This is a genomic window from Actinokineospora globicatena (assembly GCF_024171945.1).
Lineage (GTDB): Bacteria > Actinomycetota > Actinomycetes > Mycobacteriales > Pseudonocardiaceae > Actinokineospora > Actinokineospora globicatena.
In genome coordinates this window covers 165,340-190,508 of sequence record NZ_JAMTCR010000005.1, presented here as the reverse complement: position 1 = coordinate 190,508, position 25,169 = coordinate 165,340, and the positions used below count along the sequence as shown (strand labels likewise).

23 protein-coding genes are annotated in these 25,169 nt (G+C 71.7%); 5 read left to right on the top strand and 18 right to left on the bottom strand.

Translation table 11 applies throughout. From position 1 onward, the window contains the following. Positions 1-135 precede the first annotated feature (135 nt). The 4 genes from LV79_RS24485 to LV79_RS24470 form a co-directional block, all read right to left on the bottom strand. The gene (locus tag LV79_RS24485; RefSeq protein WP_253840596.1) at positions 136-1,377 is read right to left on the bottom strand and encodes an aldehyde dehydrogenase family protein; all 1,242 of its coding nucleotides are present in this window, start codon (positions 1,375-1,377) and stop codon (positions 136-138) included. A 115-nt stretch (positions 1,378-1,492) separates the two neighbouring features. Beyond that, positions 1,493-2,122, bottom strand: coding sequence for a TetR/AcrR family transcriptional regulator (locus LV79_RS24480; RefSeq protein ID WP_253840595.1), 630 nt, complete (start codon positions 2,120-2,122; stop codon positions 1,493-1,495). Between the two features lie 88 nt (positions 2,123-2,210). Beyond that, positions 2,211-2,852, bottom strand: a complete 642-nt coding sequence (locus tag LV79_RS24475) for a M50 family metallopeptidase (RefSeq protein ID WP_253841182.1) — start codon at positions 2,850-2,852, stop codon at positions 2,211-2,213. A gap of 83 nt (positions 2,853-2,935) precedes the next feature. After that, positions 2,936-4,006, bottom strand: coding sequence for an FAD-dependent oxidoreductase (locus tag LV79_RS24470; protein ID WP_253840594.1), 1,071 nt, complete (start codon positions 4,004-4,006; stop codon positions 2,936-2,938). A 41-nt stretch (positions 4,007-4,047) separates the two neighbouring features. Here LV79_RS24470 and LV79_RS24465 point away from each other — a divergent pair, with 41 nt between their 5' ends. The 3 genes from LV79_RS24465 (at position 4,048) to LV79_RS24455 (ending at position 5,385) form a co-directional block, all read left to right on the top strand. After that, on the top strand, positions 4,048-4,620 hold the full coding sequence (locus tag LV79_RS24465) for a TetR/AcrR family transcriptional regulator (protein WP_253840593.1): 573 nt from the start codon (positions 4,048-4,050) through the stop codon (positions 4,618-4,620). A 9-nt stretch (positions 4,621-4,629) separates the two neighbouring features. Then, positions 4,630-5,019 (top strand): hypothetical protein, encoded by a 390-nt coding sequence (locus tag LV79_RS24460; protein ID WP_253840592.1) that lies wholly within the window; start codon positions 4,630-4,632, stop codon positions 5,017-5,019. A gap of 162 nt (positions 5,020-5,181) precedes the next feature. Next, positions 5,182-5,385, top strand: coding sequence for a cold-shock protein (locus tag LV79_RS24455; protein ID WP_092783594.1), 204 nt, complete (start codon positions 5,182-5,184; stop codon positions 5,383-5,385). Positions 5,386-5,456: 71 nt separating this feature from the next. Here LV79_RS24455 and LV79_RS24450 read toward each other — a convergent pair whose 3' ends face one another. From LV79_RS24450 to LV79_RS24435, 4 genes are all read right to left on the bottom strand, one after another. After that, complete coding sequence (locus tag LV79_RS24450; RefSeq protein ID WP_253840591.1) at positions 5,457-7,358, bottom strand: Calx-beta domain-containing protein; 1,902 nt, start codon at positions 7,356-7,358, stop codon at positions 5,457-5,459. A 347-nt stretch (positions 7,359-7,705) separates the two neighbouring features. Further along, on the bottom strand, positions 7,706-8,338 hold the full coding sequence (locus tag LV79_RS24445) for a LutC/YkgG family protein (RefSeq protein ID WP_253840590.1): 633 nt from the start codon (positions 8,336-8,338) through the stop codon (positions 7,706-7,708). Beyond that, positions 8,319-9,683: a LutB/LldF family L-lactate oxidation iron-sulfur protein gene (locus LV79_RS24440; RefSeq protein WP_253841181.1), complete on the bottom strand. Its 1,365-nt coding sequence runs from the start codon at positions 9,681-9,683 to the stop codon at positions 8,319-8,321. Before LV79_RS24440 ends, LV79_RS24445 begins: the two co-directional genes overlap by 20 nt. 14 nt (positions 9,684-9,697) lie before the next feature. After that, positions 9,698-10,384 carry a (Fe-S)-binding protein gene (locus LV79_RS24435; RefSeq protein ID WP_253840589.1) on the bottom strand — a complete coding sequence of 229 codons (687 nt, stop codon included), beginning with the start codon at positions 10,382-10,384 and terminating at the stop codon, positions 9,698-9,700. A 189-nt stretch (positions 10,385-10,573) separates the two neighbouring features. On the opposite strand from LV79_RS24435, the gene LV79_RS24430 reads away from it, so the two are divergent. Continuing rightward, the gene (locus LV79_RS24430) at positions 10,574-12,922 is read left to right on the top strand and encodes a Tex family protein (RefSeq protein WP_253840588.1); all 2,349 of its coding nucleotides are present in this window, start codon (positions 10,574-10,576) and stop codon (positions 12,920-12,922) included. A 550-nt stretch (positions 12,923-13,472) separates the two neighbouring features. Here the strand turns inward: LV79_RS24430 and LV79_RS34630 are convergent. Then, positions 13,473-14,831, bottom strand: a complete 1,359-nt coding sequence (locus LV79_RS34630) for a sigma-70 family RNA polymerase sigma factor (protein ID WP_253840587.1) — start codon at positions 14,829-14,831, stop codon at positions 13,473-13,475. Between the two features lie 113 nt (positions 14,832-14,944). On the opposite strand from LV79_RS34630, the gene LV79_RS24420 reads away from it, so the two are divergent. Then, on the top strand, positions 14,945-15,667 hold the full coding sequence (locus LV79_RS24420) for a CAP domain-containing protein (RefSeq protein ID WP_253840586.1): 723 nt from the start codon (positions 14,945-14,947) through the stop codon (positions 15,665-15,667). 19 nt (positions 15,668-15,686) lie between these two features. Here the strand turns inward: LV79_RS24420 and LV79_RS24415 are convergent, their stop codons facing one another. The 9 genes from LV79_RS24415 to LV79_RS24375 all read right to left on the bottom strand — a co-directional run bounded on the left by LV79_RS24415 (position 15,687) and on the right by LV79_RS24375 (position 24,931). Next, positions 15,687-16,499: an ankyrin repeat domain-containing protein gene (locus LV79_RS24415; RefSeq protein WP_253840585.1), complete on the bottom strand. Its 813-nt coding sequence runs from the start codon at positions 16,497-16,499 to the stop codon at positions 15,687-15,689. 3 nt (positions 16,500-16,502) lie between these two features. Further along, positions 16,503-16,832 carry an STAS domain-containing protein gene (locus LV79_RS24410; protein ID WP_253840584.1) on the bottom strand — a complete coding sequence of 110 codons (330 nt, stop codon included), beginning with the start codon at positions 16,830-16,832 and terminating at the stop codon, positions 16,503-16,505. Between the two features lie 85 nt (positions 16,833-16,917). Next, positions 16,918-17,736, bottom strand: coding sequence for a phosphate ABC transporter ATP-binding protein (locus LV79_RS24405; RefSeq protein WP_253840583.1), 819 nt, complete (start codon positions 17,734-17,736; stop codon positions 16,918-16,920). An 11-nt stretch (positions 17,737-17,747) separates the two neighbouring features. Beyond that, positions 17,748-18,713, bottom strand: coding sequence for a sortase (locus LV79_RS24400; RefSeq protein ID WP_253840582.1), 966 nt, complete (start codon positions 18,711-18,713; stop codon positions 17,748-17,750). Positions 18,714-18,783: 70 nt separating this feature from the next. Then, a complete protein-coding gene (locus LV79_RS24395; RefSeq protein WP_253840581.1) occupies positions 18,784-20,391 on the bottom strand; it encodes a hypothetical protein in 1,608 nt (535 codons plus the stop codon). A gap of 43 nt (positions 20,392-20,434) precedes the next feature. After that, on the bottom strand, positions 20,435-21,184 hold the full coding sequence (locus LV79_RS24390; protein ID WP_253840580.1) for a hypothetical protein: 750 nt from the start codon (positions 21,182-21,184) through the stop codon (positions 20,435-20,437). Continuing rightward, positions 21,174-22,223: a WxL protein peptidoglycan domain-containing protein gene (locus LV79_RS24385; RefSeq protein ID WP_253840579.1), complete on the bottom strand. Its 1,050-nt coding sequence runs from the start codon at positions 22,221-22,223 to the stop codon at positions 21,174-21,176. The genes LV79_RS24390 and LV79_RS24385 overlap by 11 nt, the downstream gene beginning before the upstream one ends. 98 nt (positions 22,224-22,321) lie before the next feature. Beyond that, a complete protein-coding gene (locus LV79_RS24380; protein ID WP_253840578.1) occupies positions 22,322-23,896 on the bottom strand; it encodes an Ig-like domain-containing protein in 1,575 nt (524 codons plus the stop codon). Positions 23,897-23,947: 51 nt separating this feature from the next. After that, a complete protein-coding gene (locus LV79_RS24375; protein ID WP_253840577.1) occupies positions 23,948-24,931 on the bottom strand; it encodes a substrate-binding domain-containing protein in 984 nt (327 codons plus the stop codon). Between the last annotated feature and the right edge of the window lie 238 nt (positions 24,932-25,169).

Sequence of the window (25,169 nt, the reverse complement as noted above, 5' to 3'; positions counted from 1 at the left end):
TCCTGCTGCTGGTGGTGGGCGTCCTCGGACCGACCGGCAGATCGGCCCGTTGGGGGGATCGTAGCCCCGGCGGTGGGCCTGGGCTCGGGTGGGGACGGTGTGCTGTGGACAACTCGCGATCAGCAGTTGCCCAGCTCACACCGGCAGGACGGCGTACTGGCGCAGGGTCAGGTCGGTGAAGGTGACCGGGCCGCGGGGGCCGGGGACCCGGTCGATGTTGATCCCGGTCTCCGGCACGCCGAGCAGCTTGAACCCGTCGAGCAGGCGCGTCGGCGCGTTCCAGAAGACACCCGTTCCGGTGTACGCGGCGATGAACTCGTCCGCCCGGGCGCGGTCCGCGGTGACGATGCCTGCGGCAAGACCGGAGGTCTCGGTGTTGGCGACGCGAGCGGCGTGCGCGAGGTCGTCCACCGGGGTGACGGTCACGGTGGCCTCGCGGTCGGAGTCCAGCGCCCACTCGTAGCCGACGGCGTGGTCGTGCGGCGGCAGCGAGGCGGTGACGCCCGCGGCGGTGAGGGCGGCCTGGATGCCCGGCAGGGCCGCGTCGTAGACGTCGCGGTGGACCAGCAGCAGGTTGAGCCGGTTGCAGACGCCGAGCCGGTCGAGGCTGCGGGTGATGAGGTCCTCGGCGACGGCCGGGTCGGCCTTGAGGTCGTAGTAGAGGACTCCCCCGCCGTCCGCGTGCGCGAGCGTGCGGACCCCGGACGCGGCGGCGCGGCGACCCAGTTCGCGGGTGCTCTCGCCGCTGCCGCGCAGGATGACCAGCGGGACGAGGTGCGGCAGGTCGACCAGGGCGCCCGCGGCCTCGCGGTCCGGGCTGGGCACGAGCTGGATGGCGTCGGCGTCGAGCCCGGCGTCCGAGAGCGCGGGGGCCACGACGTGCTCGATGAGCGTGGTGGCCGAGCGCAGCGCGGCGGAACCGGTGCGCAGGACGCCGCCGTTGCGGGACTTCACCAGCTGGGAGGCGACGTCGACGGTGACGTTGGGCCTGGCCTCGTAGTTGGCGCCGATGACGCCGACCGGGCGGCGCAGCTCGAGCAGCCGGAGGCCGCCGTCGAGGGTGCCGACCTGGCGGGAGCGCTCGGGGTGCGCGACGGAGGCGAGCAGGCGCAGCTGCTCGGCCATCTCGGCGAGCCGCGCTTCGGTGATCCGCAGCCGGTCGAGCAGCCCGCCGCTCATGCCGTTGGCCTCGGCGGCGGCGACGTCCTCGGCGTTGGCGGCGAGGATCCTGGCGCGCGCCGAGGACAGCCGGGCGGCCATCTCGGCGATGGCGTTGTCGATGGTCTCGTCGTCCGCCCCCGCCAGCGACGGCGCCGCGGCGAACGCCTTGGTCGCGCACGCGGAGACGAGTTCGCCGATGGTGGGCTGGTCGGACACGGGTCGATCCCTTCGCAGGTGGGCCTGACTAGGCGTGAAGTCTGCCGCATGGCCCACCTGCGCCAACCGTCGCGTTCCGGAGCAGCGGCGGCTCAACGCCTCCCCGCGACCAGCGCTAACCGCCCGTTCGACCGGTGGGGGTCGACGCGTAGAAGGCGGCGACGAAGCGCAGGCGTTTCTCGTCGAGGTCGGGGCGCGGGTAGACGGCGTTGACGAAGGTCTCGCCGTCGAACATGTGCAGCCCGGTGAACACCGCGACCTGGCGGATCTCGTCGGGCTGGGCGGCGATGGCCGGGATGCGCAGCGCGGTGAGGTAGATGTCCTTGGAGTAGGCCTCGATGGTGGGCGCGAGGCGGGCGCGCAGCTCGTCGTCGGTGCGGGCGGCGAGCAGCAGCTCGAACCAGACGATGTTGAGCGGGGACCGGGACGCTTCGCGGATGGCCCGCAGCACCTCGACGAAGTCGCTGGCCTCGGTGAAGAACGGGTGCACCCTGGCGACGAAGCCCGCGATCTGGCGGCGGCCGACCTCCTCGGCGACGGTGACCACCAGGTCGAGCCGGGTCTCGAAGTGCCGGAACAGGCCGCCGTGCGACACCCCGGCGCGGCGGCAGATCTCCTGCACCGAGGCCTTGGCGTAGCCGACCTCGGAGATGGCGGTGATGGTGGCGTCGACGAGCTTGCCGACGGTGGCCTCGCGGCGCTCGCGCTGGGTGCGCCGCTGGGGTTGCCCTTGCGCCTCGGTCATGGTGGCCGACCTTTCGGTGGGGGTCTCGCCGAGCACAACGCGCGAGGTGCCGGTGAGGACACGCGCGCCGGTGGTCGACGGGCGCACGCTAGAGCAGCAGCCAGCCCGCGGCGAGCAGGACGGCCCCCGTGTTGACCATCGCGAAGGTGCCGACCCAGAAGAACGCGGGGGCGCCGGTGAGCCGGGCGAGCTGGTCGGCGTCGGAGTCGCGGGCCTGGCCGCGGCGGCGCTTGGCCTGCAGCTCGAAGACCGGGCGCAGGCCGCCGACCAGCAGGAACCAGGCGATGAGGTAGGCGAACCCGGCCTGGATCTCGTCGCTGGCCAGCCAGGAGACCGCGAACAGCACGCCGCCGGTGACCACCAGGGAGAACACCCCGTAGGCGTTGCGGATCATGATCAGCACCAGCAGCAGCAGGATCGCGCAGACCACCAGGACGGCGGTGACCCGATCGGTGCCGAGCAGGGCCGCGAAGGCCAGGCCGAGCAGCGACGGCGCGACGTACCCGGCGAGGGCCGTGCAGACCATGCCCGGTCCCTCCGGCTTGCCGCGCGAGACGGTGACGCCGGAGGTGTCCGAGTGCAGCCGGATGCCGGTGAGCCTGCGGCCCGCGAGCAGGGCGATCAGCGCGTGGCCCGCCTCGTGCACGATGGTGATCACGTTGCGCGCCGGTCGCCACAGGGCGTTGACCAGCACGACGACCAGCGCGATCCCAGCGGCGACCAGCACCATCGTGGCTGGCGGCTCCCACTGGTCACCGAAGATCTGCTGCCAGAGGTCCTTGGTCGCGGCTATCTGCACCCCACGATCTTCCCTCAGCCCAGGGGTGCGACCGGCGGGTACCAGTCAAGTGCCCGGTCGACGGCCCGCCGGACGAGGCTCGCGGGCAACAACCGGACCAGGGTGTCGCGCCAGGGGGCGCCGCTGTGGACGAACTTGCCCGTGCTGATCGAGCGCCGCGCGATGCTCTGGGACCGCGGCCTGCGGAGTGCGTCGTAGTGCGCCAGGTCGTCGGCGGTGGCCGCGAGGGTCACCGCGTCCTCTAGCGCCTGGCAGCCGCCTTGACCCATGTTGGGCGGCATGGCGTGGGCGGCGTCGCCGACGAGGGCTACCGGGCCGCGGACGTAAGAGGAGAGGTCCGGGAGGTAGTAGAGGTCGTGGCGTAGCGCGGTCTCGGCGTTGTTGACCAGGGTGGGGATCGGGTCGTGCCAGTCCGCGAACCGGCGCCGTAGTTCGGCCAGGTCGCCGTCAGGGAAGACAGTGTCCGGTGGCACTACCGCCGCCGCGTAGGCGTAGACCCTGTCGCCGCTCATGGGGAAGATGCCGAAGACCTGCCTGTCGCCCCAGGTCTCGCTAGGGGTGACTCCTGCGGCGGGTAGGACCATGCGCCACGCGGTGTGCCCGGTGGGGCGTGGCGGTTCCGCGTCCGGCCAGAAGGTGGCGCGAACGGTGCTGCGCAAGCCGTCAGCGCCGACGAGCAGGTCGAACCGTTCGCCGTTGATGACCGGTTTGCCGTCTACGACCTCCAGCCGGTCGACCGGTGTCCCGGCCCGCAGCGCGTCCGGCTTGACCGCGCCGAGCAGGACTTCCAGCAGGTCGGCGCGGTGCAGTATGACCAGGTCGTTGTCCGAGGCCGACGCGAGCCACCGGCCGCGCTTGTCCCGCAGCCCGCCGCCACCGGGGCCGACACCCCTGGCCCGCACCTGGTCGCCGAGCCCGAGCGCGTCGAGCGCCCGCAGCGCGTTGCGCCACAACGAGATCCCCGCGCCGACCTCGGTGAACTCGGTCGCGCGTTCGAACACCGAGACCCGCCACCCCCGCTTCTCGAGGCCGATCGCCGTCGCCAGGCCAGCGATCCCGCCGCCGACCACCGCCACTGTCGCCATGTCTCCTCCTCTACACCTGTAGAGGATTTTACACTCGTAGAGTGCGCAAGAACGAGATCACCGATGCGGCGATCGCCACACTCGCCGCCGAGGGCCTGCGCGGGCTGACCCACCGGGCGGTCGACCGGGCCGCCGGGCTGCCCGAGGGCTCGTGCTCGTACTACTTCCGCACCCGGCACGCGCTGCTCGCGGCCACCGTCGAACGCCTGGCTGACCTGGACGCCGACGAACTGGCCGCGGTCACCCCCCTGCCGGAGCGGATCACCGTCGACCGGCTGGCCGAGCTGATGGCGGGCATGGCCGAGCGGTCGGTCACGGTGAACCGGGCCCGGATGGTCGCCCGCTACGAACTGTCCCTGGAAGCGACCCGCAGGCCGGAACTGCGGGCCGCGCTGGTCGCGGTCGGCGAGCGGTACCGGGTCCTGGCCTCGGCGTTGGTCGCGGCGGCGGGGGCGCCCGACCCGGACCGGCAGGGGCGCGCGCTGGTGGCGTTCCTGGACGGCGTGATCTTCGACCGGATCGCCGGGGCGGGCGCGGTTCCACTGGACGCGGCCGCCTTCCGCCTCTCGTTCACGGAGGCGCTTCGAGGGGTGGTGGGCGGCGGTGCTCGGTAGCCTGCGGGCATGGCGAAGCTGACCTGGATCCCGCGCGCCCTCGGGCTCGCCACCGCTGTCTACGGCGCCGCGGTGACGGTGCGCCCGGCGCTGATGGCCAAGCCCACCGGGCTGGTCACGCTGACCGGCGAGCCCGCGCGCGGCGTGGCGGTGCTGACCAGGAGCATCGGGGTCCGGGACGTGGCGACCGGGCTGGCTATGGCCGTCGCGCCCGCGGGAACGGCACTGCGCACGGCTATCGCGGTCCGGGTGGCTGCCGACGTCGCCGACGCGGTTGGTTTCGGGACCGGGTTGCCCGACGCCGCCGCACGGCGCAAGTCAGCGCTCGTCGCGGGCGTCTGGGCCGGGGTGTGCGCGCTGTCCGCGCTGGCAGCGGGGCGTGCGCGCGGCCGGAAGTAAGACGCAGCGCGGGTTTCCTCCCCGTTGTCGGCCTGTTGTGGTTGACTGGCTGTGGTCGCTCGCATCGCCCCCGTGACGCCCGCCTGGGACGTCGGGGACAGGTGGGCGGCTGGGATGTCCGCACCAGCGGTCACCCTCCAGCAGGACGGCTAGGAGACAAGCATGGCCCAGGGCACCGTCAAGTGGTTCAACTCGGAGAAGGGGTACGGCTTCATCGCCCCCGACGACGGCGGCGCTGACGTGTTCGTGCACTACTCGGAGATTCAGACGGCCGGTTTCCGGACGCTGGAGGAGAACCAGAAGGTGCGCTACGAGGTCGGCCAGGGCTCGAAGGGCCCGCAGGCGACCGGCGTGACCGCGGTCTGATCGAACACGACGAAGCGGAAGGCCCCGCCCGGGATCCGGGCGGGGCCTTCTTCTGCTACCGCTGAGCGCCGTCAGGCCACGCAGGGGTTGGCGGTCGGGTTGAGCGCCGTGCCGTTGAGGCCGACCTTGGCCTCACCGAGCACGACCGTGCCGAGCACCGTGTCCAGCGCGAACGCCTGCCGGGTGTACTGGTTGCCGACCTGGGTGGTCGCGTTGATCCGCAACTGGCCGACGACCAGCGGGATGACCAGCGTGCCGCTGCCGACGGCCACGTTCAGCCCGTTGACCCGCAGCGACGCCACGTTCGACGACGCGCTGAACACCGGGCTCAGCGAGCCGTCCGGTTGCGCCGTGCAGGTGAAGCCCGCGTTGGCGGTGACCGCGCCGACCTGGATGTTGGCGATGCCGAGCAGGCTGATCGTGGTGCTGCTGACGTCGGCGGTGGAGCGCAGGCCGTCCCCCGTCGCCGGGAGGACCGTCTGGTCGTCCGGGGTCAGGTTGGTGTTCGCCGACACGTCCCCGGTGATCACCGACAGGGTGCCGTTGGGCAGCGACGCGTTGATCAGGGTCGCGCTGGCCTCCGCGCACGGGTCGTTGGCCGGGTTGGCCACCGCGGCGGTCGCGCCGACCGCGTTGAGCACGATCAGCTTGGCGGCGGTCGCCTGGCAGGTGTAGCTGCCGTTGCGGTTGCCGTCGGCGATGGTCGCGGTGCCGACCGCCTTGACGATGCCGGCGCCGGTGGCCCCGGACAGCGTCACCCGGAACGTCTCGGCGACCTCGTCGAGCAGGTCACCGAGCACCGGCACGGTGATGGTCTTCGACGTCTCCCCCGGCGCGAAGGTCAGCGTGCCCGACACCGGGGTGAAGTCGACCCCGGAGGTGGCGGTGCCCGCGCTGGTGGCGTAGTTGACGGTCACCGGCGCGGTGGAGGCGGCGTTGAGGGTCACGGCGAACACCGCGGACCCGGCGCCGAGCAGCGGCGGTTCCTGCACGGTGATGTCGTTGATCGACAGGCCGAGCACCCGCACCGTGGTGCTCTGGGTGAAGCCCTGGGAGACGCCGTCGACCAGGTAGTCGACCAGGCAGGTGTAGGTGCCGGGGCCCGCGGTCGGGCTCACCGTGATGGTCTCGGTGAACGACGCGACCTGGCCGCCCGCGACGGTCGCCGAGCCGACCGGGACCGTGTTGACGGTCAACTCGGGCGCGCAGGCGCCGACCGTCGGGCTGACGGTCACCTTGAGCCCGCGCAGCCCGTCGAGGATGGCCTGCGGGACCGCAGTGGACGCCACGTTGTTGAGCAGCGTCCCGCCGGTGGCGGTGGCCAGGTCGGTGGCCTGCTTCTTGCTGTCGAGGCCGGAGGAGTTGACCGCGATCACCTTGATCTTCGCGGCCTGCAGCGCGGCGATCGCCTCCAGCAGGGTGTGCCCGCCGCTGGGGTCGTGCGAGGGCGCGTCGCCGAACATGGCGATGACCCGGGTGCCGCCCGCGCGGAAGTTCACGTCGCCGGAGGCCATCCGGTAGAGGGCGTTGATGTTGTCCTCGGGGAAGTCGCCGCCGCCACCGGCCACCCACTGCGTGGTGGCGGCCTGCACGGCCGCGATGTCGGCGGTCGGCTGCAGGTTGACCCGGTACGGGATGGTGTCCTTGATGTCCTTGTACTCGGCGACGCCGAACCGGGCCGTTGGCTGCTCGCTGAGCACGGTGCCGGTCAGGCTGCCGATGCTGGACCGCACGTTGGCGATGGCCGCGTTCATGCTGCCGGTGGTGTCGGCGAGGAACACGATGTCGGGGTTGACCGGGATGGTCGGGGTGGTCACCGCCTTGGCGATGGTCGTCGAGCCGCCCGGGGTGAGCACGACGTCCACAGTGGAGGGTACGACGCCCGGTGGTGCCGCGGTGGCCGGGACGGCCAACCCCACCGTCACCGTGACGGCGACGACAGCGAGCACGAGCGGTTTCCGCAGTGTGCGCACAGATCCTCCTATCGGATGGCATTGCCCCCCATCCGATCGTGGGCGTGCCGCCGCCACCGCGCCAATGGGCCCGCACACAGTCCACCGTTCCGGGTATCACTCCCAATACCATCGAGCTACGACGGGGTGGCGAGCGCGCACGGACTGTCGGTGTCCGGGGCGCCCACGACCACATCGAAGGCCCACACCCCGTGCACCACTGTGGACAGTGCGACACCGAGTCACGTCAGCGGTTCACAAACCGTTGGTACACCTCGCTCCGCTCCCACCTTCCACCCGGTTGGGGTTCGGTGCTGGTGGTGCGACTGGGGTTCTTGATCCAAGATGGACGGCCGCCGCGCGCGATCTCATGACCCGGTCACCACCAGCACGACCAGGGTCCTCGGTCCGTGCACACCCTCGACCCGGTGCAGCTCGATGTCGCTGGTCGCCGACGGGCCGCTGATCCAGGTGACCGGCATCGGCACCTCGGGCACCTCCGGGACCGCGCCGACCACCCGGTCCGCGCGGACAACGCACAGGTGCCGGTCGGGGACCAGGGTCAGCGCGCGGCGGCCCTGCGCGGCGCCGAGCACCAGGGTGCCGGTCTCGGCGATGGCGGCGGCGCACTCGGTGATGACGGCGTCGGTGGCGTCCAAGTCGGCGGTGCTCAGCGGCGGGTCGTCGCGGCGCAGTTCGACACCTACCCCGTCCAGGCCGTCCTCGAGGCCCGTGAGGTAGTCCGCCGGGAAGCCGACCGGGACGGCGAGGGAGCGGATGCCGAGGTCGCGCACCACCCGCCGCACCTCGGCGGCGACGTCCCAGCCGACCAGCCGGACGTCGGCGCGGTAGTCGGCCACGCGCTCGGCGAACAGGGCGACGACGTCGGTGCCGTCGGGTGCCGCGCGGCGGTAGTCCCGGGGGACGTCGACGTGCTCCCGCCGGGGTCCGATGGCGGCGCGGACCCGGCGGAGGACCTCGTCACGGGCGTTCACGGGCATCCCACCAATCGCGGAACGACTCGCCGGGGGTCGGGAGGTCTCGCGCCTCGGTCCACCGGCGCCAGGGTCCGGGCAGCCGCGCCAGCCGGGCGCCCAGGCGGGCGGCGAGGCGGGCGACGGCGAACCGGGGTGGTCGGGACATGACCCAGGCCGCCGCCCGCATGGCCGCGCGCTCACCCGGCGGGTGGGCCACCTTGCCGCGCAGGTGCACCAGCGCCCGGGGGATGTCGATCTTCACCGGGCAGGCGTCGAAGCAGGCGCCGCACAGCGTGGACGCGTACGGCAGGGAATCGGCGACCGGGTCGGGGCCGCGCAGCTGCGGGGTGAGGATGGCGCCGATCGGGCCCGGGTAGACCGAGCCGTACGCGTGGCCGCCGGTGCGCTCGTAGACCGGGCAGACGTTGAGGCAGGCCGAGCAGCGGATGCAGCGCAGCGCGTCGCGGCCGATCTCGTCGGCGAGCGCGGTGGTGCGGCCGTTGTCGAGCAGCACCAGGTGGAACTCGCGGGGGCCGTCGCCGGGGGTCGTACCCCGCCAGAAGGAGGTGTACGGGTTCATCCGCTCCCCGGTCGCCGAGCGGGGCAGCAGCTGCAGCAGCACCGCGAGGTCGGCCGTGGTCGGGATGACCTTCTCGATGCCGACCACGCTGATCAGCACCTCCGGCAGGGTCAGGCACATCCGGCCGTTGCCCTCCGACTCGACCACGACCAGCGCGCCGGTCTCGGCGACCGCGAAGTTCGCGCCGGACACCGCGACCCTGGCGGCGAGGAACGCGCGCCGCAGGTGCGCCCGCGCGGCCGAGGCGAGCGCGACCGGGTCGTCGGTGAGGTCCGGGTCGACCCCGGGCATCTCGCGGCGGAACAGCTCGCGGATCTGCGCCCGGTTGCGGTGGATCGCGGGCACCAGGATGTGCGACGGCCTGTCGTGTCCCAATTGGACGATCAACTCGGCCAGGTCGGTCTCCAGCGCGGTGATCCCGGCGGCCGCGAGCGCCTCGTTGAGCCCGATCTCCTGGGTGGCCATGGACTTGACCTTGACCACCTCGGTCGCGCCCGCCGCGCGCACCAGCCCGGCGACGATCCGGTTGGCCTCGTCGGCGTCGCGAGCCCAGTGCACCGTGCCACCCGCGTCGGTGACCTGCGCCTCGAGCTGGAGGAGGTAGGTGTCGAGGTCGCGCAAGGCGCGGTCCTTGATGGCGCGGCCCGCCTCGCGCAACTGCTCCCAGTCGTCGCGCTCGGCCACCACGGCGGCCCGCTTCGTGCGGATCGTCGCGGTCGCGGCCCGCAGGTTCGCCCGCAACTGGCTGTCCCCCAACGCCTGGCGCGCGGCCTCGGGGAACGGCGGCATGCCCAACCAGACGTTCACGTGGCCGCCAGGATCTCGGCGACGTGCAGCACGCGCGTCCCGGAGCGCCAGCGCGACAGCAGGCCACCGATGTGCATGAGGCAGGAGTTGTCGACCGCCGCCAAGACCTCGGCGCCGGTGCCGAGCACGTTCCTGGCCTTGTCGGTTCCCATGGCCACTGAAGTATCGGCGTTCTTGAGCGCGAACGTGCCGCCGAACCCACAACAGTGTGTGGCGTCCGGTAGGTCTACCAACCGCAGACCACGAACCGCCCGCAGCAACGCGGTAGGCCTGTCGCCGAGGTCGAGCAGACGCAGGCCGTGGCAGGTCGGGTGGTAGGTGACGCGGTGCGGGAACGCTGCTCCCACATCGGTGACACCGAGGACGTCGACCAGGAACTCGCTGAACTCGTACACCGGCGGCGATTCGCCCACCAGTTCGCGGTAGTTCTCCCGCACCATCGCCACGCATGACGCTGACGGGGACACCACGTGGTCCAGTCCGGCGAAGTCCTTGGCGAACTTGCGCGCGAGCGGGACGCACTCGCGCCGGTACCCGGTGTTGAAGTGCGCCTGCCCGCAACACGTCTGCGCTGGCGGGAACACGACCTCGTGCCCCAGCCGCTCCAGCACCTGGACCACGGCCTTGCCAGCGCCGGGGAACAGCGTGTCGTTGAGGCAGGTGAGGAATAGCCCGACCCGCATGGTGTCCTCCTCTCGGTGGGTCGACACCCTTTATCGCACAGGCCGGGCCCGGCCGCGTCGAGTTGTCCACAGGCCGGGGTTGTCCACAACCCCCGGAGTTGTCCACAGCCCGGAGCCCCCGCCACCCGCGGCCCCCGCCGATCGGCCAGAATGCCAACAGGCAGTGACCAACACGTGGGAGCGATCGGGATGACCACACCAATCCACCAGCGCATCGCCGAGGAGCTGGGGGTGCGCGAGCGGCAGGTGTCCGCCGCCGTCGAGCTGCTCGACAGCGGCTCGACCGTGCCGTTCATCGCCCGCTACCGCAAGGAGGCCACGGAGGCGCTCGACGACACGCAGCTGCGCACCCTGGAGGAGCGGCTGCGCTACCTGCGCGAGATGGAGGAGCGGCGCACCGCGATCCTCGACTCGATCCGCGAGCAGGGCAAGCTCGACGACGCGCTCACCGCGCAGATCATGGCCGCGGACTCCAAGGCCCGCCTGGAGGACATCTACCTGCCGTACAAGCCGAAGCGGCGGACCAAGGCGCAGATCGCCCGCGAGGCCGGGTTGCAGCCGCTGGCGGAGCAGCTGCTCGACGACCCGTCGCACGACCCGCGCGCGGTGGCCGCCGGGTTCGTCGACGCGGAGAAGGGCGTCGCGGACGCCACGGCCGCGCTGGAGGGCGCGCGGGCGATCCTGGTGGAGCGCTTCGCCGAGGACGCCGACCTGATCGGTGAGCTGCGCGAGCGGATGTGGAAGCGCGGGGTGCTCGGCTCGAAGGTCCGCGAGGGCAAGGAGGAGGACGGCGCCAAGTTCTCCGACTACTTCGACTTCTCCGAGCCGTTCGAGCGGCTGCCGTCGCACCGCGTGCTGGCGATGCTGCGCGGGGAGAAGGAGGAGGTACTCGACCTCACCCTGGAGCCAGACCCGGACGTGGACCAGACCGCGGTGCCGCCGGTGCGCAGCGACTACGAGATCCAGATCGCGGCCCGCTTCGGGGTGGCCGACCGGGGTCGCCCCGGGGACAAGTGGCTCTCGGACACGGTGCGCTGGGCGTGGCGGACCCGGATCCTGGTGCACCTGGGCATCGACCTGCGCTCGCGGCTGCGGCAGAACGCCGAGGACGAGGCGGTCCGGGTGTTCGCCACCAACCTGCGCGACCTGCTGCTCGCCGCGCCCGCCGGGACCAGGGCGACCATGGGGCTGGACCCGGGGTTCCGCACCGGGGTCAAGGTGGCGGTGGTGGACGCGACCGGCAAGGTCGTCGCGACCGACGCGATCTTCCCGCACGTGCCGCAGCAGCGCTGGGAGCAGTCGCTGGCCACGCTGGCGAAGCTGGCCGCCGAGCACCGGGTCGAGCTGATCGCGATCGGCAACGGCACCGCGTCGCGGGAGACCGACAAGCTCGCCGGTGAGCTGATCAAGAAGTTCCCCGAGCTGAAGCTGACCAAGGTCGTGGTGTCGGAGGCGGGCGCGTCGGTGTACTCGGCGTCGGCCTTCGCCGCGCAGGAGCTGCCCGGCATGGACGTGTCGCTGCGCGGCGCGGTGTCCATCGCCCGGCGGCTGCAGGACCCGCTGGCCGAGCTGGTGAAGATCGACCCGAAGTCCATCGGCGTCGGGCAGTACCAGCACGACCTGTCCGAGGTGAAGCTGTCGCGCTCGCTCGACGCGGTGGTGGAGGACTGCGTGAACGGCGTCGGCGTGGACGTCAACACCGCGTCCGCCCCGCTGCTGACCAGGGTGTCGGGCATCGGCGCGACGCTGGCCGAGAACATCGTGGCGCACCGCGACCAGCACGGCCCGTTCCGCACCAGGAAGGGCCTCAAGGATGTCGCCCGGCTCGGCGCGAAGGCGTTCGAGCAGTGCGCGGGCTTCTTGCGCATCCCGCGCGGCGACGACCCGCTCGACTCCTCCAGCGTGCACCCCGAGTCGTACCCGGTGGTGCGCCGCATCCTGGCCGCGACCGGCGGCGACCTGCCCGGCCTGATCGGCAACTCGACCGCGCTGCGCTCCCTGCGCCCCCAGGACTTCGTCGACGACGCGGTCGGCCTGCCCACGGTCACCGACATCCTCGCCGAACTGGAGAAGCCCGGCCGCGACCCGCGCCCCGAGTTCAAGACCGCCACCTTCGCCGACGGCGTCGAGAAACTCGGCGACCTGCGCCCCGGCATGACCCTCGAGGGCGTCGTCACCAACGTCGCCGCCTTCGGCGCCTTCGTCGACATCGGCGTCCACCAGGACGGCCTGGTCCACGTCTCCGCCCTCTCCAAGACCTTCGTCAAGGACCCCCGCGACATCGTCAAATCCGGTGACGTGGTCCGCGTCAAGGTCCTCGACATCGACATCCCCCGCAAACGCATCTCCCTCACCCTCCGCCTCGACGACGACCTCCCCACCCCCGGCGCCACCAACCCCACCGCAGGCTCCCCCCGCCGCACCGACCCCAAGTCCCGCCGCTCCCAACCCCCCACCCAGGGCCGCCCCCGCCAATCCCCACCCCCCGCCACCGGCTCCCTGGCCGAAGCCCTCCGCCGCGCCGGTTACAAGGACTAACCCTCCCTCCACACACACGCAGCGAAAGGGGTCCCACCACATCCCGGTGGGACCCCTTTCGCTGCACCGTTCCCTCACTACCGGCGAGCACCCCAACTACGTTGGCCCCAAGACCACCCGCCGACGACGTTGGCCGACACGCGCTCCACGAAGGCGCTGGTGCCAGGCCGGCTCGATGGGGTGGACTTGTTTTGTGTGGGGGAGGACCACCCGTAGCGTCGGTAGCGGACAGGGCCATGCTTTTCGGCCTCGGCTTTGCGGTCCTGCCACGGGTGGTCTCGGGGCCCCGCGCAAAATAAGTTCGCCCCATCGAGCTCTTCGCATTCTCGCGCCTGTTCGATGCCGCAGGCGAGGCGTCCACCGCAGCGAAGCGGAGGCACGAGACCCGGACTCCCCCAGCTCAACGCACTGCCCCAAGATCAACCCGCCCAAAGACCCCCGAATACACAGCCTACCGAGGGGCACGCAAGCGCAGAGAGGCTGAAGTTCGACCCTGTGGACAACTCCAGCACATGTGGACAACCACAGCCGCGCTCCCACACGGCAAGCATCAATCAAGTCCATACAGGACTGTCCAATAGAACCCACAAGACCCACCAACAGCCCGCGCCGCCCCAATCCGCCCCGCCTCACAAGTCAACGCAGGTGACTCGGCAAGCAACGGCATCAGATCCTCAGCCGACTCCCGGCTAGCAGCAACGAACGCACTCACCAAGTCCTCAAACCCAGCCGCCCGAGCACGTTCCAGCGCAGTAACCCCAGAAGGCGACTTGACCCCGATGTAGTCGCGCTGCACCATATCCGCACTGTGGCGTTGTGCAGCAACCGTGAGATCCGGATCGACCTTGAGCGCCGAGCACCCACCACTCTTCCGACGTGCGTTCAGCTGAGCGATGAGCTGCGCAGGCTCCCCAGCGGAACGAGCCACAACAGGGGCGGCAGCCGCGGCAGTGCTGGAAACAGCGGGCGGGGTCGACAAAGTAGGACTAGGCGCAGGTTGAGAAGTCGTCACCGCTGGGATCTCAGTGGTGGTGGTGACCGGAGGCGCCGTGTCCGAAGGGATCTCGCTGTGCGGGGACAGCGACACGGCGACGGTGAGGGCGAGGGTCAGGAAGGCCGTGACGGCGACCTTGCGGGCCAGGTGGCTGCGGGGGTCGATCATCGCCCAGGCGGGGTCGTCGGCCGTGGGGGCGGGGTCGGTGAGCAGGACCGCGAGGATGGCCAGGGGGGCGGTGAGGCGGCCGACGAGGTCGCGGCAGTTCGGGCAGCGGCGGAGGTGGCGGTCGACGGAGACGCGTTGGGATCTGGTCAGGGCTTGGGGGCGGGTGGGGACCATCGACGCGAGGCGTGGGCAGTGGGCCGGGTCGCGGGCGAGCAGGAGCATGCGGACGGCGCCCGCGAGGGCGGTGCGGGCGCGGTGGGCCAGGACGGCGGCGTGGGCGGTGTTGACGTCGAGGGCGTGCGCGAGTTCCGGGGTGGTCAGCTCGTCGCGCAGGGTGAGTTCGAGGATCGCCAGCTGACGCGGTTCCAGGCTCGCGGCGGCGTCCCACACCAGGCGGGTGGCCTCGGTGGCGGTCGCGGTGTCGGGCCCGTCGTCGCCGACGAGGTCCGGTAGGTCGGCCAGCAGGACCGGGCCGCCGCGGCGGATGTGATCCAGGGCACCCCGGTGCGCGATGGAGAACAACCAGGGCCGGAACCGGGCCGGGCGGCGCAGCGACGGCAGGTGCCGCATGGCGCTGACGAACGCCTCTTGGGTGAGGTCCTCGGCGAGGTGCCGATCACCGACGACCCTGGTCAGGAAGTGCGTCACCGGGTCCCGGTACCGGTCGTAGAGCTGGGCGAACGCCCCGGTGTCCCCCGCTCGCGCGCGCACGACGAGGTCGGCGTCGGTGGGGTCTATCGGTCGCACGGCGGGCCTCCGCGGAGAAATTTCGCGTTCGGTTCGGCCTCAGACCGTAATCCCTAGCGCAAGCCCTCCGTCCAACCGGCGTACACGCGATCCGCCCGAAGGGATTACCCATCGTGAAATCACGACGCCGAGTCACCGCGCTGGCCGCTGTTGCCACCGGATCGGCGCTAGCGGCCGTCTCGATGGTGATTGCCTGGCCGAGCCAGACCGAGGCCCGCCAGGACGTCCCCACGGCCCTGGTCGGCGACGCGCTCAACGGCGCCCCGACCAGGCCGCAGCACACCCGACCACGCCCGACCAGCACCACGCCGAGCACGGCGATACCCAGCAGCTCGACCAGCACCAAGCCGACCAGCACGACGACCACCACCAAGTCGACGAGCAGCAAGCCGACCACCACGACCACCACCACGAAGCCCAAGCCGACGACGACCACCGCGGGCGGCCAGAACGGCCAGCCCGAGGAGCTCAAGGTCGTCGAGATCGTCAACGCCCGGCGCGCCGAGGCCGGGTGCGGGCCGCTGCGGTGGAACGACAAGCTCGCCACCGCCGCCCGCAAGCACAGCAAGGACATGGCCGACCGGGGCTACTTCGACCACAACTCCCCCGACGGCCGCACCCCGTGGGACCGGATCAGGGCGGAGGGCTACACCAAGGCCAGCGGCGAGAACATCGCGGCTGGTCAGGCGAGCCCCGAGGCGGTCATGACCTCGTGGATGAACAGCCCCGGGCACCGCGCCAACATCCTGAACTGCAAGTCGACCGAGATCGGCGTCGGCACGCACAAGGGCGGCAGCTACCGGATCTACTGGACCCAGACCTTCGGCACCGGCTGAGCCAATCCCCGCGAGTCCACTAAGGACGGAGCAGGTCGGCCACCTCGGTGTGCCCGTTGTGCTCCGCGACCTCACGCGGTGAGAGGCCGAGGTGGATCGGGTGGCCCGGGATGCCCGGATCGGGGTCGACCCCGTTGTCGAGCAGCAGGGCCACCCGGTCGCGCTGACCGGTCCGCGCCGCCCACAGCAGGACGTCGTGCAGCATCCGCCCCGGTGCCGGTGCCATCGGCCACCGGGGCGCGCCGCGGCCGAGGCCGAACTCGAACAGCAGCCGCAGGTGCGCGTCGTCGGTGCGGAACTGGCGGTTGTAGAGGGTCTGGTTGTCGTTCGGGTCGGCCCCGGCCGCCAGCAGCACCCTGGCCACCGCGAGCCCGTCGGGGTGCGGCGGCTGGTCGCCCTCGCCCCCGCCGAAGCACCCGGTCAGGGCGGTGAACGGCGACGGCAGCCCTTCCCACAGGTAGCCCGAGTCCGGGTCCGCCCCAGCGGCCAGCAACGCCTCGGCGATGGCCACCGGGTCGCCACCCCCGAACCGGCCGTAAGTCAGGTACAGCACCGGTTCCCACTCGAAGGGACCCGTCTGCCGAAGGGCCGCGGCGGGTTCCCGTGCGATCCACGCCCGCACCCGCTCGACGTCACCCAGCACCACCGGCACGGCGAAGTTCGCGTCGACGATCCCCGGGTTCGCTGCCAGCACCTCCCCGGCGCGCACCACCCTGGCCGGGTCGTCAGCGCCGTAGGTCAAGCAGGCGTGCGCGAGGAACTCCTCGGCGGGACCGGCGAACTCGGTCACCAGGTGCGGTGACCGCGCCCCCGGAGCGGTGGGTATTGGCACGGCTCACTCCCCCGAGCTGGTGACTTTCAACCGCGTGTTCATGCCATTGGCGTCGAGCACCCGCGCCACCGCGGCGGAGACGTCGACCAGCCGCAGCCAGCCGCCGGTGCGCTCCAGGCGGCGCTGGGCGGCCAGCAGCGCGTTGAGCCCGGCGCAGCCGAAGAACTCCGCGTCGGACAGGTCGACGATCAACCCGGGTTTGCTGCTGCGCTGCTCGGCGACCGCGCCGAGCAGGAACCGCTCCAGGATGCCCGCCGCGACCAGGTCGACCTCGCCGCCGATGGCGACCAGGACGACGCCAGGAGCGGGCGCCGGGTCCAACCGTAGATCCACCGCACCCCCACGAACCCCCACGAACCGTGCCGGACACCCACGCTACCCGCGCGGCCCGGTTCGCGACGACCCACGATCGGGTTGATCAGCCGAACCGGCCGTGCACGTAGTCGGCGGTGCGCTGGTCGACCGGGGCGCCGAAGATCTGCGTCGTCGGCCCTGCCTCGACGATCACCCCCGGGGTGCCCTGCTCGGCGAGGAAGAACGCGCACTGCTGCGAGACCCGGGCCGCCTGCTGCATGTTGTGCGTCACGATGACGATCGTCACCTCGTGCGCGAGCTCGGCGATGGTCTGCTCGATGCGCCGGGTGGAGGTCGGGTCGAGCGCGGAGCACGGCTCGTCCATCAGCAGGACCTTGGGCCGCACCGCGAGCGACCGGGCGATGCAGAGCCGTTGCTGCTGACCGCCGGAGAGAGCGCCACCCGGTTGGCGCAGCCGGTCGCGAACCTCGACCCACAGGCCTGCCTTGGCCAGGCACTGCTCGACCAGGTCGTCGCGCTCGGTGCGGGTCGCCTTGAGCCCGGTGAGCTTGAGCCCGGCCACCACGTTGTCGTAGATCGACATGGCCGGGAACGGGTTGGGCTTCTGGAAGACCATCCCGATCTGCTTGCGGGCGTCGGTGAGCTTGCGGGCCGGGTCGTAGATGTCGGCGCCGGAGAGCAGCACCTCACCGGCGAGCGACGCGCCGGGGATCAGCTCGTGCATCCGGTTGAGGGTGCGCAGGAAGGTCGACTTGCCGCAGCCGGACGGGCCGATCAGCGCGGTCACCGACCCGCCGGGCATCAGCAACGACACCCGGTCGAGGACCTTGCGCTCGCCGAACCAGGCGGACACCTCGCGCGCGTCGATGCTGGCGTGCGCGGCGGGCGGCACGGGGTGGGGGTGGGGCAGCACGGCGGTCATCGGTCCTCCGGTCACATCAGGTTGGGCAGCAGGGCGGCGGCCTGGTCGGCCAGGGTGAGGCTGATCGCGCCGACGACGGGCACCCCGATCACCCAGGCCTGCCAGCGGCCGACCCGCTGGCGCACGTACACCGCGGCGACCGCGGCGGCGACCAGGATCAGCGTCCACAGCGCGATCGGCACCAGCGCCGAGCGGTCGCCGACCATGGCCTTCTCGTTGTCGGGGACCGCGAACGCGGGCAGTTGCCTGGTCTTGGCCTGCACCTCGGACACCAGCTTCGCGTCGACCCGGATGACGTCGGTCGGCAGGAAGTAGGACCCGTCGGCGGTGGCGAGGGTCAACCGGCCCTCGTCGGCGGCGGCGGCGGTGCGCTCCTTGTCGTTGGCGCGGCGCACGCCCTGCACCGAGTAGCGGTGCTCGCCCTGCCCGGTGGTGATCACGATCTCGTCGCCGCGGCGCAGCTTGTCGATCTCGGCGAACGGTCCGCCGTAGGCGGCCTTGCGGCCGTAGATGACGCTGGTGCCGGACTGGCCGGGCAGCGGGGTGTTGCGCACGTGCCCGGGGCCGGACTTGAGGGTGCGCGCCGAGGTGCCCTCCAGCACCACCTCCTGCAACCGCAGCCGGGGGATCTCGATGATCGCCACCGGGGTCCCGCTGTCGAGCAGCCGCCCGTCGGCCAGCCCGGTGACCGGCGCGGTGGCGTTGGCCAGGTCGGCGCGCAGCGCGGTGTAGGCGGAGTTCTGGTCCCGTTCGTGCTTGAGGGCACCGAGCAGCGTGAGCTGGGCGACGAAGCACAGCAGCACCGCGCCGAGGATGGCGAGCATCTGCCCGGCCAGCACCAGCCCGGGGCGCTCCGGTCGGTAGCGCGGCGGCGCCCCGACCGGCATGCCGGTTGGCGGCGGCCCGAACGGCACGCCGGGCGGCGGCGGGGCGGGCGGGACCGGGCATGCCGGTGGGTTGTCGTCGAGCACGGTCACCCTGGTGTCCTCTCGGGGGAACCGGTGTGCGCCGCGGATGGCATCCCGCGGCGCACACCGGTGGGGGTCATCAGCTCTCGGTCGGCCACTCGCCCGGCGCGGCCGCGGCCTTGCGGCGGCGCGAGGCGACGAGGGCGAGCGCGCCGAAGCCGATCAGCGCGGTGCCCGCGAGCAGCGACAGACCGACGGACGCGCCGGTGCTGGCCAGGCCACCGGTCCCGGAGCTGCCCTGCGGCGCCGGGTCCACGGTCGGGTTGGTTCCTGCGGGCGGGATCGTCGTGGTGGTCGAGGTGCTGCCACCGGGCGCGCTGGTCGTGGTGGTGGGGTTGGTGGTGGTGGTGGTCGTGGGGCCCGCCTTCACCTTCCACTTGAGGACCTGCTTGGTGGCGTCGTCCGGGTCCGCCTCGGTGAAGAAGGTGAGGACGACGTCGAAGTGGCCGAGGGTCACCACGTTGAAGCTGTCCATGCAGTGCAGCTGGACGGTGTAGTCACCGGGGACCAGCGTGGTGCTGTTGTCCAGCGCGATGTCGGTGAAGGTCCAGGTCTGGGTGCCGGTGAAGGCGGCGGCGGTGGAGAAGTCGACGGCGGTGACGGTGGCCGCGGCCAGCCCGTTCGCGAAGCCGCCTGGACCCTTGATGTCGATCTTGTAGCCGTCGGAGCCCTCGACGCACGCCTTCTCGGTGATGTAGGTCGGCGCCTCGGCGGGGAGACCGGACTCCTTGCTGGGCAGCAGCTTGCCCAGCAGCGTCGGGTCGGACGGCGGGGTCGTCTCCGTCGTGGTCGTGGTCGGCGCCACCGTGGTGGTCGTCGTGGTCGGCTCGACGGTCGTCGTCGTGGTCGGCTCGACGGTCGTCGTCGTGGTCGTCGGCTCCACGGTGGTCGTGGTGGTCGTCGGCTCGACGGTGGTGGTCGTCGTGGTCGGCTCGACGGTCGTCGTGGTCGTCGTCGGCTCCACCGTGGTGGTGGTCGTCGTCGGCTCGACGGTGGTCGTGGTCGGCTCCACCGTCGTCGTCGTGGTCGTCGGCTCCACCGTGGTCGTGGTGGTCGTCGGCTCGACGGTCGTGGTCGTCGTGGTCGGCTCCACCGTCGTCGTGGTCGTCGTCGGTTCCACCGTGGTCGTGGTGGTGGTGGTGGTGGTCGTCGTCGGCTGCGTCGTGGTCGTCGTGGTGGTCGTGGTCGGCGTCGTGGTGGTCGTCGTCGGCTCGGCCGGGTCGCGCACCTGCCACGCGGTCGGGCTGGTGAAGTAGAACTTCTTGGTGAACGTGCCGGTGTTGACGCCGTTGAAGCCGTCGCGGCAGAACACGACCGCGGTGAACTCGCCCTTCTGGATCGTGGTGCTGTTCTCCAGCGCGACGTCCTTGAAGGTCAGGCCCTGGGTGACGCTGATCGGCGCCGTCGTGGAGAAGCCCACGTCCGAGATCGGCGAGGCGACCAGGCCGTTGGCGAACCCGCCGGGGCCGTAGAGCCACAGGGTGTAGCCGTCGGAGTCCTCGGTGCACGGACCCTCGGTGGTCCAGGTCGGCGCGTCGGTGTCGAGGCCGGACTGCTTGCTGACGGCCAGCGTGCCCAACGTCGCCGTGGGCGGCTCGGCCTGGCTGGTGGTGGCGGCGAGCACGATGCCCGCCGTGACGGTGGTGAGGACCGCCGCGCCTGCCGCGATCAGTTGGCGCTTACGCATGACTTCTCTGCCTCCAGTTCATGAGCTGCGGCCGGGTTCGGCGTCACTCGGTTTCGGACTCGGTGCTCTCGGTCGCCGCGCTGGCGCGCCTGCGCACCCCGGCGACGACCACGGCCGCCACGACGAGCACGACCACCCCGCCGCCCAGGTAGAGGAATGGGTGGATGCCGGAGTCGGCCGCGGGTGCCGCGGTGTCGGCGGGCTCGGCGTCGGGCAGGCCGCCCTGCGGCTGCTGGCCCTCCTGCGGCGGTTGCCCACCCGCGGGCGGCTGCTCCGACGGCGGCGGGTTCTGCGGGGTGCTGAGCCCCAACTCCGGCGGGATGATCGGGTCGGTGTTGCGCGCGGGTCCCTTGGCCGCGCCGACCGCCGCGTAGTGACCAGCCGACGGGATGTCGACGGTCGCGGTGAAGTCGCCGAAGTTCTGCTGGGAGAACGCATCGATGCAGCTGAGCGTGATCTCGTAGGTGCCCTGCAGCGTGGTGCCGTTGTCGTCGGCGTAGTCGCGGAAGGTGTTGGCGACCGGCACGACGAAGCCCTGGGTGTGCGAGAGCAGCACGTCCGAGGTCGGCACCACGACGACGTTGTCCAGGCCGTGGCCCTTCATGGTCGCGATGTATCCGGTCGCGCCCTGCGGGCAGCCCTTGTCGGTCTTGAGCCGCACCGGGACCTGGTCGACGCTCTCGCCGGGGGTCACCAGCAGGCCGCCGACGCGGTCCGCGGAAGCGGTGCCGGGCACCAGCAGTCCGAATAGGACGGCGAGCAGCGCCACGACGACGTAGCGATCAGACCGCATGTTCCACCTCCGGCGTGGGTTCGGGCTCGGGCTCGGGTACCGGCCGCGCTCGGCGCCTCCGCCTGCGCCACAGCAGGAACAGCACCAGGGCGACCACGAGCAGCAGCAGGATCAGCACCAGCCACGGCACCGCGGCGACGGTCACGCTCGCGTCCACGGCGGCGGCCTGCGGCTGCGGGCCGGGCGGGGCGATCGGGTCGATGTGCACGAGGGTGTCGAGCCAGCCGGCGGGCAGGACACCGGGGACGACGGTGCGCACCCGGAAGGAGTTGCCCGGCAGCAGTTCCGGGAGGTCGGGCAGGTTCGGCGCGGCGGTCCCGGAGCCCCAGGGGGTCTCGACGGTGACCTTCTGCTTGCCGCCGAGGCGGACGTTGCCGGAGTTGCGCACGGTGTACTCGACGACGGTGTCGCCCGCGCCGAACAGCGAGTGCTCGTAGTCGGCGGTCAGCCCGTCGATGCTCAGCTTGGGCACCAGGTCGCCGGAGATCCGCAGGTAGACCCGCGCGCCGACGCGCTGCTCGACGGCGACCTTCTGCCCGTCGGCGTTGGTGGCCTCGGTGACCAGCGCGGCGACGATGCCGCCGACGTGGTCGCCGGGGGTCGCGTTCTGCGGGATCGAGAGCCGGAACGGCACGATCTTGGTGGTGCGACCGGGGATCTGCACCTGGTCCTGCTCGACGGCGATCCACGCGCCGACGTCGACCGACTTCGCGCTGGAGGCCAGCAGGTCGAACCCGCCGTCGGGGGTGTTGAACGCGTCGTTGGGGTAGAGCTTGAGCGAGAGCGGGTCGTTGGACACGTTCGACACCGCGACGTGGTCGACGACGACCGCGCCGGGGGTGGCGCTGTAGCTGAAGTTCGGGCGGTTGTCCGGTGCGTCAGCGGTGGCCGGGCGCACGCCGTAGGTGGCGGGTGCCGCCGCGCTGGCCGCTGCCAGGTGCGGGGCAGCCGGTCGCGCTGACGCCGCCGCCGGGAGCAGGGCGGTGGCCAGCAGCGCGAGCAGACCGGGGAGCACCGCGCGGCGCCAGATCCGCTTCATTGTCCAGTCCTTAGTAGAGGGTCAAGGGTGTGGGGCGGGCCGGGGTACCTGGCCCGGCCCGCCCCACTGGCTGTGTGTCAGCCGTTCTCGGGGCTACCTCAGATGGCGGTGAGGGTCAGCAGCGCCGAGTAGGTGCCCGCCACCGTGGAGGTGGGGACGTTGAGCGCGAGGTCGGCCGACAGGTTCGCGGTGCCGTTGCCGCCGAGGGCGGACGCGGTGGCGAGAACGCGGGCGGCGGCCAGGCCGAGGCCGTTGGGCGCGGTGGCACCCGGGGCGATGGCGTTGGCCGGGTTGACCTGCGCACCGACGGTGATGACCTGCGGCGCGGACTTGTCGACGAGCTTGGGGGTCCAGCCCAGGTTCGCGCCGTTGATCGAGTTGGTGCCGTTGAGGAAGTCGGAGACCTGGCCGGAGACGTTCCAGCCCGGGTTGCCCGCGCGGGTGTCGGTGACCTTGATCGGGTTGAGCGAACCGGCGGTGGTCAGCAGCGAGCCGTCGGCGGCCATGACCGGCGAGGGCAGGACCACGTTCTGGTTGGCGACGCTGATCAGCAGCTCACCGGCGAGCACGGTGGTGGTGATGGTCTCCGAGGCGGTCACACCGGCGAACGGGGTGACCTGCAGGGCGACGGCGGCCGAGACGGAGGTCTCGTACGCGGCGGCGTTGGTCGGGATGAAGCGCGCGGTGAAGTTGTGCGCGCCCACCGCGAGGGTGGAGGTGGACAGCGTGGCCGCACCGGTGGACACGGCGACCGGGTTGCCCAGGGCGGTGGCACCGTCGAAGAACTGCACCGCACCGGCGGCCGCACCCGGGTTCACGGTGGCGGCGAGGGTGACGGTGGAGTACGCGGCGGCGGTACCGCTCGGGGTGACCGCGAGGGCGGTCGTGGTCGGCGTGGCGGCAGGCGCGTTCACCTGGTACGACACGGCGGCCGAGGTGGAGGTCGCGTAGCCGGCACCCGAGAAGGAGGCGGTCAGCGAGCGCGCGCCGGTGGCGAGCGCGGTGGTGGAGAAGGTGGCGACACCGTTGACGACGGTGACCGGCGCGCCGATGTTGTTGGCGCCGTCCTTGAACTGGACGGTGCCCGCGGCGGTGGCCGGGGTGACGTTGGCGGTGAGGGTCACGTTGGTGCCCGCGACGACCGGGGCGGCCGGGGCGACCGACAGCGCGGTGGTGGTGGCGACCGAGGCGTTCGGGTCGCGGTCCTGCCACGCTGTGGCGGTGGTGAACCAGATGTCGCGGGTGAACGCGCCCTTGTTCTCGGCGGCGAACTGGTCGACGCAGTAGACCGCGAGGGTGTACTTGCCGGGGACGATCGTGGTGGCGTTGTCCACCGCGATGTCCTTGAAGGACAGACCCTGCACGACCGGGAAGCCCGCGCTCTGCGAGTAGCCCACGTCGGTGACCGGGGTGGCGGTGAAGCCCGCGTCCCAGGCGCCCGGACCGTAGACGAACAGGCTGTAGCCGTCCGAGTCCGGGGTGCAGCCGGCGGAGGTGGTGTAGGTGGGGGCGTCGGTGTCGAGGCCGCTGGTCCGGTTGATGGCCAGGGTGCCGAGGTTGCCCGCGGGGGCAGCGGCGGCGGCGATGCCAGCGGCACCGAGGGTGGCCGCGGTGGCGGCGGCGATGACGACGGCGCCACCGACGAGCCTGCGGGTGAATGCGTTAGCGCGCACTGTTGTGCAAACCTTCCGTGAACGGGTTCAGCGAAGAAAAGGGGGGAGGACCTACTGGACCGGGACGCCGCAGTTCGGCGCGACACCGAAGCCGTAGCGGGTGATGACGTCCGCGCGCTGGCAGACGGCCGAGCCCGCACCGACGAACACGGTGCTGTACGGGGCGACCTCGAGCTTGTTGGCCGGGATCACGTTGTAGACGTCGCGCTTGAACACCGAGGAGGTGTTCAGGTTGGTCGGCTGGATGTTGTCGACGGTGCCGAGAACAGCCTTGCCCTGGGCGGCCGGGGCGTTGCCGTAGACCTGCGAGTTGTAGACCGCGATCGAGTAGGGCAGCAGGTGGCGGGTGTCGGTCAGGTAGGTGCCGACGTGCTCCTGGATGTCGCCGCCGCCCGCGTCCTTGTCGCTGACGCAGGGGTACTGGCCGCCGACACCGAACAGGCCAGCGGAGTCGACCGTGCCGGTCGGCATGACCGAGCGGATGAAGAACGAGCGGGTGCCGGAACCGAACTGCGGCGCCAGCGGCTTGAACGCGGTGTTGGTGCAGGTGTAGATCGCGGTCAGCTGGGCCTTGGTGAGCTTCTTCGGCACCGCGCTGTCGCTGCGGACCGCGTAGGTCAGCGCGTCGATCGCGAACGGGATGAACTTCATGTCCGGGTTCGCCGCGGCCGAGTTCGAGGACGACCGCGCGAACTGCACGCACCCGTCGCCGCTGTTGATGTTGTTCTTCAGCGCCGTGACACCCTGGCCGGAGTTCTCCGGGCGCGCGAAGGTGCAGTTCGGGTTGGTCGCGACGTCCTTGGTGGTGATGGTCGCCGTGCCGCGGGCGTCGTAGGAGCCCAGCACCTTGGTGCCGCCGATGGTGATGGCCTCGGCGAGACCGTTGAGCACCGTCTGGGTGGTGTCGGAGCCGGTACCGGCCAGCTCGCGGTAGGTGGGCGCACCGGTCGGGTCCGCCTGGGCCGTACCGGCGAACACGCTCGCGAGAGCGAGTGCGGCGGTGGCCACGACGATCATACGCTGCTTCTTGCTCACTACCTGTATCCTTTTCTTCGCAGTGGTGCTCGGACTGGTGTCCGCGCACATCCCGGTGGGTGCTTCCTGGTCTGGAACCACCGGGGCCACGCATCTGGTCCGGCCGGTCCGGCGGCGGAGTGGCGACTCCGTCACGGGCCGGTCGGCCGCCTCACCCCCTCGTCACACCCGGGCGATCCGCGGCCGGATCGTCCGCACACCGGGTGTATCGCGGCGCGGTTGTCGCCCTGGGCACCGG

Coding starts and splice junctions, on each gene's coding strand:
- LV79_RS24480 (WP_253840595.1), bottom strand. CDS start 2,122: ATGACCGAGGCGCAAGGGCAACCCCAGCGGCGCACCCAGCGCGAGCGC.
- LV79_RS24475 (WP_253841182.1), bottom strand. CDS start 2,852: ATGGTGCTGGTCGCCGCTGGGATCGCGCTGGTCGTCGTGCTGGTCAAC.
- LV79_RS24470 (WP_253840594.1), bottom strand. CDS start 4,006: ATGGCGACAGTGGCGGTGGTCGGCGGCGGGATCGCTGGCCTGGCGACG.
- LV79_RS24460 (WP_253840592.1), top strand. CDS start 4,630: ATGGCGAAGCTGACCTGGATCCCGCGCGCCCTCGGGCTCGCCACCGCT.
- LV79_RS24455 (WP_092783594.1), top strand. CDS start 5,182: ATGGCCCAGGGCACCGTCAAGTGGTTCAACTCGGAGAAGGGGTACGGC.
- LV79_RS24445 (WP_253840590.1), bottom strand. CDS start 8,338: ATGCCCGTGAACGCCCGTGACGAGGTCCTCCGCCGGGTCCGCGCCGCC.
- LV79_RS24440 (WP_253841181.1), bottom strand. CDS start 9,683: ATGCCGCCGTTCCCCGAGGCCGCGCGCCAGGCGTTGGGGGACAGCCAG.
- LV79_RS24435 (WP_253840589.1), bottom strand. CDS start 10,384: ATGCGGGTCGGGCTATTCCTCACCTGCCTCAACGACACGCTGTTCCCC.
- LV79_RS24430 (WP_253840588.1), top strand. CDS start 10,574: ATGACCACACCAATCCACCAGCGCATCGCCGAGGAGCTGGGGGTGCGC.
- LV79_RS24405 (WP_253840583.1), bottom strand. CDS start 17,736: ATGACCGCCGTGCTGCCCCACCCCCACCCCGTGCCGCCCGCCGCGCAC.
- LV79_RS24395 (WP_253840581.1), bottom strand. CDS start 20,391: ATGCGTAAGCGCCAACTGATCGCGGCAGGCGCGGCGGTCCTCACCACC.
- LV79_RS24390 (WP_253840580.1), bottom strand. CDS start 21,184: ATGCGGTCTGATCGCTACGTCGTCGTGGCGCTGCTCGCCGTCCTATTC.
- LV79_RS24385 (WP_253840579.1), bottom strand. CDS start 22,223: ATGAAGCGGATCTGGCGCCGCGCGGTGCTCCCCGGTCTGCTCGCGCTG.